8 protein-coding genes are annotated in these 7,659 nt (G+C 72.9%); all 8 read left to right on the top strand.

From position 1 onward, the window contains the following. A partial coding sequence (hsaA, locus tag CCN56_RS02565; RefSeq protein ID WP_086822958.1) for a 3-hydroxy-9,10-secoandrosta-1,3,5(10)-triene-9,17-dione monooxygenase oxygenase subunit occupies positions 1-1,023 on the top strand: 1,023 nt, incomplete at its 5' end. Positions 1,024-1,035: 12 nt separating this feature from the next. Continuing rightward, complete coding sequence (gene hsaD / locus CCN56_RS02560; protein WP_086822955.1) at positions 1,036-1,932, top strand: 4,5:9,10-diseco-3-hydroxy-5,9,17-trioxoandrosta-1(10),2-diene-4-oate hydrolase; 897 nt, start codon at positions 1,036-1,038, stop codon at positions 1,930-1,932. A gap of 26 nt (positions 1,933-1,958) precedes the next feature. Beyond that, positions 1,959-2,867, top strand: coding sequence for a VOC family protein (locus tag CCN56_RS02555; RefSeq protein WP_086822952.1), 909 nt, complete (start codon positions 1,959-1,961; stop codon positions 2,865-2,867). Next, a complete protein-coding gene (locus CCN56_RS02550) occupies positions 2,855-3,343 on the top strand; it encodes a flavin reductase family protein (protein ID WP_041132830.1) in 489 nt (162 codons plus the stop codon). The genes CCN56_RS02555 and CCN56_RS02550 overlap by 13 nt, the downstream gene beginning before the upstream one ends. Beyond that, positions 3,343-4,212 carry a MaoC/PaaZ C-terminal domain-containing protein gene (locus CCN56_RS02545; RefSeq protein ID WP_086822949.1) on the top strand — a complete coding sequence of 290 codons (870 nt, stop codon included), beginning with the start codon at positions 3,343-3,345 and terminating at the stop codon, positions 4,210-4,212. The genes CCN56_RS02550 and CCN56_RS02545 overlap by 1 nt, the downstream gene beginning before the upstream one ends. A 141-nt stretch (positions 4,213-4,353) precedes the next feature. After that, on the top strand, positions 4,354-6,033 hold the full coding sequence (locus CCN56_RS02540; protein ID WP_086822946.1) for an FAD-dependent oxidoreductase: 1,680 nt from the start codon (positions 4,354-4,356) through the stop codon (positions 6,031-6,033). 8 nt (positions 6,034-6,041) lie between these two features. After that, on the top strand, positions 6,042-6,824 hold the full coding sequence (locus CCN56_RS02535) for a glucose 1-dehydrogenase (RefSeq protein ID WP_086822961.1): 783 nt from the start codon (positions 6,042-6,044) through the stop codon (positions 6,822-6,824). Next, on the top strand, positions 6,824-7,588 hold the full coding sequence (locus CCN56_RS02530) for a glucose 1-dehydrogenase (RefSeq protein ID WP_086822942.1): 765 nt from the start codon (positions 6,824-6,826) through the stop codon (positions 7,586-7,588). The genes CCN56_RS02535 and CCN56_RS02530 overlap by 1 nt, the downstream gene beginning before the upstream one ends. Positions 7,589-7,659: the final 71 nt, after the last annotated feature.

Below are 7,659 nucleotides of genomic sequence, written 5' to 3'. Positions count from 1 at the left end.
AAGGCCTTCGGCGGTCGCGCGGCCGACCCGGTGGTCTTCTACTCGGCGGTCAAGGAGATCGCCAAGGCGTGCGGATCGACCGGCTGGGTCGCCTCCGTGGTCGGCGTCCACCCCTGGCACGTCGCCCTGTTCGACCCCCGCGCCCAGCAGGAGGTGTGGGGCCAGGACCCCAAGACCCGCATCGCCTCCTCGTACGCCCCCACCGGCAAGGCCACCGCCGTCGACGGCGGCTTCCGGCTCTCCGGCCGGTGGCACTTCTCCTCCGGCTGCGACCACGCCCGCTGGGCGCTCCTCGGCTGCCTCGTCACCGACGGCGAGGGCAACCCGGTCGACATGCGCACCTTCCTGATCCCCAGGTCCGACTACCGCGTCGACGACGTCTGGGACACCGTCGGCCTGCGCGGCACCGGCAGCAACGACGTCGTCGTCGAGGACGTCTTCGTCCCCGACCACCGCGCCCTGAGCTTCGGCCCCGTCACCGCCCTGAGCGTGCCCGGACACGAGGTCAACCCCGAGCCGCTGTACCGGCTGCCGTACGCCGGCGTGTTCACCACCACCATCTCCACCCCGATCGTCGGCATCGCCGAGGGCGCCTTCGAGTCGTACGCCGAGGCCACCCGGCAGCGGTTCCGCGTCTCGTACGGGCAGAAGGTCGCCGAGGACCCCTTCGCGCAGGTCCGCATCGCCCGCGCCGCCAGCGACATCGACGCGAGCTGGCTGCAACTGACCCGCAACATCGGCGAGATGTACGCCCTCGCCGAGCGCGGCGAGGAGATCCCGATGGAGCTGCGCACCCGCACCCGCCGCGATCAGGTGCTCGCCACCGAACGCTCCGTCGCGGCCGTCGACCTGCTGATGGAGAACTCCGGCGGCAGCGCCATGCGCACCGGCCCCGGGCTCGTCCAGCGCGCCTGGCGCGACGCCCACACCGGCCGCGGCCACGCCGCGAACGACCCCGAGCGGGCCCTGGTCATGTACGGGCAGGCCGCGCTCGGCATCGACATCCAAGACACCATGGCCTGAGAGGCGTTGACGATGGCAGAGCTCAGCTACGAGTCGACCTCCCGCACCGCCAAGGCGGCCGGGCTCACCCTCCACTACCACGAGGCCGCACCCGCCGACCGGGCCGCCACGGAGACATCGGCGGCCGGCGCCGCGGGCCCCGTCGTGATCATGCTCCACGGCGGCGGGCCCGGCGCCTCGGCCTGGAGCAACTTCGGCCGCAACCTCCCGGTGTTCGCCGAGCGCTTCCGCACGCTCCTCGTCGACCAGCCCTGCTTCGGCCGCTCCGACAAGCCGGAACTCGACAAGGACTACTTCAGCTACAGCGCGGACGCCGTCGCCGCCCTCATGGACGAACTCGGCATCGAACGGGCGCACTTCATCGGCAACTCACTCGGCGGCGGCACCGCCGTCCGCATCGCCCTGAACCACCCGGACAAGGTCGGCAAGCTCCTCCTGATGGGCCCCGGCGGGGTCTCCGTCAACCTCTTCGCCCCCGACCCGACCGAGGGCATCAAGCGGCTCTTCGAGTTCAACTCCGCCCCCGAGCCGACCAAGGAGCGACTGCGCGCCTTCCTCGGCGTCATGGCGTACGACCAGTCGATCGTCACCGACGAACTCGTCGAGGAACGCTGGGCCTCGGCCACCGACCCCGACACCCGGCTCGGCAGCGCCCGGATGGGCGCCTCCTTCGCCAACCCCGCCTGGGCCGAGGCCACGATGCTCTGGCGCGAGGCCCACCGCATCACCCAGCCGGTGCTGCTCACCTGGGGCCGTGAGGACCGCGTCAACCCCCTCGACGGCGCCCTCGTCGCCCTCAAGACCATCCCCGACGCGCGTCTGCACGTCTTCCCGCACTGCGGCCACTGGGCCCAGACCGAGCAGGCCGACGAGTTCAACCGCCTCGCCGTCGACTTCTTCTCCCACTGAGACCCTTCACAGAAGAGGTGCACACCATGGACATCCGTGCTCTCGGATACCTCCGCCTGGAGACCACCACCCTGGACGAGTGGCGCCGCTACGCGCTCGACGTCCTCGGCATGGTGGAGGCGACCGGCACCACCGAGGACACCCTCTGCCTCCGCCTGGACGACCGGGCCTACCGCATCGTCATCCAGGCCGGCGAGAGCGACCGGCTCCTCGCGGCCGGCTGGGAGGTGGCGAACTCCGCCGCACTCGCCCGCGCCGCCGAGGAGCTGGAGGCCGCCGGCGTCGCCGTCAAGGCCGCCGACCCCGCCGAACTCGCCGAGCGCCGCGTCCAGGGCCTGATCCACGTCACGGACCCGGGCGGCAACCCGCTGGAGATCTACTGGGGCCAGGCACAGGACCACACCGCGCTCGGCACCCCGTACGGCAACCGCTTCGTCACCGGGACCCCCGCAGGGGAGGAGCTCGGCCTCGGCCACGTCGTGCTCCCGGTGCCGGACATCGAGGCCGCGCTCGACTTCTACGAGAACCTGCTCGGCTTCCAGCTGCGCGACTCGATGAAGCTGCCGCCGCAGGCCGTCCCGACCGCCACCGAGCAGCGGGACTTCCACTGGATGCACTTCCTGAGCCCCAACCGCCGCCACCACAGCCTCGGCCTCTACCCCGGCGCCCTGCCCCCCGGCATCGTGCACTTCATGGTGGAGCTGGAGACCCTCGACGACGTGGGCCGGGGCCTCGACCGCATGCAGGCCGCGGGCATCCCCATCGCGTCCAGCCTCGGCCGCCACACCAACGACCGCATGGTGTCCTTCTACGCCCAGGCCCCCGGCGGCTTCCAGGTCGAGTACGGCTGGGACGGCCTCGTCGTCGACCCCGCCACCTGGGTCGCGAAGGAGATCACCGCCGACAGCTTCTGGGGCCACCGGTGGAACGGCTGATCCCGCCGTCCGAGTTCCGGGACGTCCTCGGCCGCTTCGCCAGCGGCATCACGGTCGTGGCGACGCTCGACGCCGACACCCTGGAACCGGTCGGATTCGCCTGCCAGTCCTTTGCCTCGCTCTCCCTCGACCCCCCGCTGGTCATGCTGGCCGTCGGCAAGAACTCCACCAGCTGGCCGAGGATCGAGCGGTCGGGCCGCTTCTGCGTCAACATCCTCGCCGAGGACCAGCAGGCCACCTGCGCCGCCCTCGGCCGCAGCGGACCCGACAAGTTCGCCGGGGTGCCCTGGAGCACCGGAGAGCACGGCACCGTCCGCATCGACGGAGCCCTCGCCCACGTGGAGTGCGAGCTGGACGCCGTGTACGAGGCCGGGGACCACCACTTGGTCACGGCACAGGTGGTGGCGCTCGACGCCGGCGAGGACGGCCGGCCGCTGCTGTTCTTCCGCAGCCGCTACGCCGTGGGCGCGTTCTGATGCCGATCGACGTCGAGAAGGCGCTCTCCGCACCGCCGGTGCGCACCGAGGTCGGGTGGGACGAGCGCGACGTACGGCTCTACCACCTGGCGCTCGGCGCCGGCGTCCCGGAGACCGACCCGCGCGAACTGCGCTACGTGTACGAGGGACACGAGCGGGGCCTCCAGGTCCTGCCCACCTTCGGCGTCGTCGCGGGCGGCACCGGCGGTGTCGGCTTCCAGGTCTTCGACCTGCCGGGCGTCGACATCGACCTGGCGAAGGTGCTGCACGGCGGCCAGGAGATCACCGTGCACCGCCCGCTGCCCGCCGCCGCACGGGCGACCGCGGTCACCCGGGCCGTGGCCGTGCACGACAAGGGAAAGGCCGCCGTCATCGTCCAGGAGTCCACCCTCCTCGGCGAGGACGACGAGCCGCTGGTCACCCAGCGGAACCAGATCTTCGTCCACGGGGAGGGCGGCTTCGGCGGCGACCGCGGTCCCTCCGAGCGCCTCCCCGTCCCCGACCGGGAACCCGATCTGGTGGCCGAGGTCCCGACGCTCCGCCAGCAGGCCCTGCTCTACCGGCTCACCGGGGACTGGAACCCGCTGCACGCCGACCCCGCCACCGCCCGCCGCGCGGGCCACGACCGCCCCATCCTGCACGGGCTCTGCTCCTTCGGGATGGCGGTCAAGGCGGTCACCGACCGACTGCTCGACGGCGACGCGAGCGCGGTCACCGGCTGCCGCACCCGCTTCGCCGGGGTCTTCTTCCCCGGCGAGACGCTGCGGCTGCGCGTCTGGGAGACCCCCGACGGCTACCGGCTGACGGCCACGGCCGCGGACCGCGAGGACGCGCCGGTCCTCACCGACGCGCGGATCACGGCCGGCTGAACCGGTACGCGGACACCGCCCGCCGAACCGACGCGCGGATCACCGCGCGCCACGACCCGGCGGCCGGGGCGGAGGACGGCCCGCCCCGGCCGCCGACCCACCCAGGGGCAGACAGGCCCTGACACGACCAGGGAGAACCGCATGAACGACCAGTGGGACCACACGTACGACGTGGTGGTCGTCGGCTCCGGCGCCGCCGGCATGGCCGCGGCCATCACCGCCCGGCTGCGCGGCCTGACCGCCCTGGTGCTGGAGAAGACCGACGTCTACGGCGGCTCGACCGCCCTGTCCGGCGGCGCCATCTGGGTCCCGGACAACTTCCACCTGGACGAGGCCGGGCTCGGCGACACCCCCGAGAAGGCCCGCGCCTACCTGGACGCCACGGTCGGCGACCGGGTCACCGCCGAACGCAAGGACGCCTACGTCACCCACGGACCGCGGATGGTACGGGAGTTCCACGACCGCACGGACGTGCGCTTCGTCTACACCCCCGGCTACTCCGACTACTACCCCGAGCGGCTCGGCGGCTACCCGCAGGGCCGCTCCGTCGAACCGCAGGTCTTCGACTTCAAGAAGCTCGGCCCCGAGCAGCGCGCCACCATGCGCCGCGCCGGGCTGCCCACGTACGGCCTCACCATCACCTCCAAGGACTTCCGGCAGCTGAACATGGTGGCGCGCACCTGGGCCGGCCGCCGCACCGCGCTCAAGGTCGGCGCCCAGGCGGTCGGGGCGAAGCTCACCGGCAGGGAACCGCTCTCCCTCGGCGAGGCGCTGATCGCCCGCATGCGGCACTCGCTCGACGCCCTCGGCGCGGACCTGTGGCTCTCCGCCCCGATGACCGGCCTCGTCGAGGAGGACGGCCGGGTCACCGGCGTCCGGATCACCAGGAACGGCCGTGAGCTCACGGTCCGGGCGAAGGGCGGCGTCGTCCTCGCCTCCGGAGGCTTCTCCCACGACCAGCGGCTCCGCGAGAAGCACCTGCCGGCGCCCACCTCCACCGAGTGGAGCTCCGCCGCCGAGGGCCAGACCGGCGACGCCCTGGAACCGGCCGTCGCCCTCGGCGCCGCCACCGACCTGATGGACAAGGTGTGGGGCGCGCCGTCGGTGGTGCCCCCCGGGGGGAAGCCGTTCTTCCTCGTCGCCGACCGCGGCGTTCCCGGCATGGTGATCGTCAACGCGGCGGGGGAGCGCTACGCCAACGAGGCCGCCCCGTACCACGAGTTCGTCGACGCCATGTACGCCAACGACAAGCCCGGGGCGAGCACCGTGCCGTCCTGGCTGATCCTCGACGCCACCTCCAGGGCCCGTTACATCTTCATGGGCCTCTTCCCGGGCCAGGCGTTCCCCAAGCCGTGGCTGGAGAGCGGCTTCATCAAGAAGGCCCCGACCGTCGAGGAGCTGGCCGCGCGCATCGACGTCGCCCCGGAGCGGCTGCGCGCCACCGTGGACCGGTTCAACGGCTTCGCCCGCGCGGGCCGTGACGAGGACTTCCACCGCGGCGACAGCGTCTACGACCGCTACTACGGCGACCCGACGCTGCCCAACCCCAACCTGGCACCCCTGGAGAAGGGCCCGTACTACGCGATCCCCGTCCACCCGGGCGACATCGGCACCAAGGGCGGCCTGGTCACCGACGCCACGGCCCGCGTGCTGCGGGAGGACGGCAGCCCCATCGACGGCCTGTACGCCTCCGGCAACGTCTCGTCCGCCGTCATGGGCGAGACCTACCCGGGCCCCGGCGCGACCATCGGCCCCGCCATGACCTTCAGCTGGCTCGCGGTCGACGACATCGCCCGTACGCGCTCCGCCGAGACGCGGTGAGCGCCCCGGTGACGGATCTGCGGGGCCGGACGGTGATCATCACCGGCGGGGCGCGGGGGATCGGCGCGGAGGCCGGCCGGGTGGCCGCCGAGGCGGGCGCCCGGGTCGTGCTCACCGACGTACGGGAGGAGGAGGGGCGGGCAGCGGCCGAGAAGCTCGGCGGCCACGCCCGCTTCCTCCGCCACGACGTCACCTCCGAGGAGGACTGGCGCGAGGTCGTCGACTTCACGGTCGACGCCTTCGGCCGGGTGGACGGCCTGGTCAACAACGCCGGGATCTCCGGTGGTTCGCACCTCCTGGAGGAGCAGACGGCCGAGGCGTTCCGGCAGGTCCTCGAGATCAACCTCACCGGCGTGTTCCTCGGCATGCGGGCCGTGATCCCGGCGATGCGGGAGAACGGCGGCGGCTCCGTCGTCAACATCTCCTCCGCCGCCGGCCTCATGGGCCTGGCCAGGACCGCGGGCTACGGCGCGGCCAAGTGGGGCGTGCGCGGGCTCACCAAGCTCGGCGCGGTCGAACTCGGAGCCGACCGGATCCGCGTCAACTCCGTACACCCCGGCATGATCCACACCCCGATGACCGCGCACGTGGGTATCGAGCGGGGCGAGGGGAAGTACCCGAACACACCGATGGGCCGGGTCGGCGAGCCCCGGGAGATCGCGCGGGCGGTCGCCTTCCTGCTCTCGGACGCCGCCTCGTACGTCACCGGCGCGGAACTGGCCGTCGACGGCGGGTGGACGACCGGCCCGACCCTCCGGCCGACCGAGGACCCGACCGAGGAGAACCGCTGATGCCCGTCGATCTGACAGGAAAGGTCGCGCTGGTCACCGGCGCGGCACGCGGCATGGGCGAGGCCGAGGCCCGCCTGTTCGCCGCCCTCGGGGCGAAGGTCGTCCTCACCGACGTCCTGGAGGCGGAGGGAGAGGCGACGGCCGCCTCCCTCGGCGCCGCCGCCCGCTTCGTACGCCACGACGTGACCGACGAGCGGTCCTGGGCGGCCGCCGTGGCCGCCGCCCAGGACGCCTTCGGCCGGCTCGACGTCCTCGTCAACAACGCCGCGATCTACTCCACCTCGCCCATCGCCGAGGAGGACCCGGCCCGCCTGGAGGCGATCCTCCGCGTCAACCTGGTCGGCCCCTTCCTCGGCATCCGCGCCGTCGCGGGGGCGATGCGGGAGAGCGGCGGCGGCTCCATCGTCAACATCTCCTCGCAGGCCGGCCTCCAGGGCATCTGGGGCCACGGCGCCTACGGAGCCGCGAAATGGGGTCTGCGCGGCCTGACCAAGACGGCCGCGCTCGAACTCGGCCCGGACGGCATCCGGGTCAACTCCGTCCACCCGGGGGCCATCACCACCGCGATGACCGCCCACCTGGGCACCAAGGAGCATCCCGCCGCGCCGCTCGGACGGGTGGGGGAGCCCGAGGAGGTCGCCCGCCTCGTCGCCTTCCTCGCCTCCGACGACTCCTCCTACCTCTCCGGCGCCGAACTCGCCGTCGACGGCGGCGCGTCGGCCGGCCGGATGCCGCTCCTCACCCCGAAAGGAACGGACGCGTGAACCAGACCCCGAAGGGAACCGACGAGTGAACCGACCCGACCCCGACGTCCAGGCCGTCATCGACCTGGCCA

The sequence above is a fragment of the Streptomyces sp. NRRL B-24572 genome (assembly GCF_002156145.1).
GTDB lineage: Bacteria > Actinomycetota > Actinomycetes > Streptomycetales > Streptomycetaceae > Streptomyces > Streptomyces vietnamensis.
The sequence above is the reverse complement of the archived record's forward strand: the minus strand, read 5'-3'. Positions and strand labels throughout refer to the sequence as shown.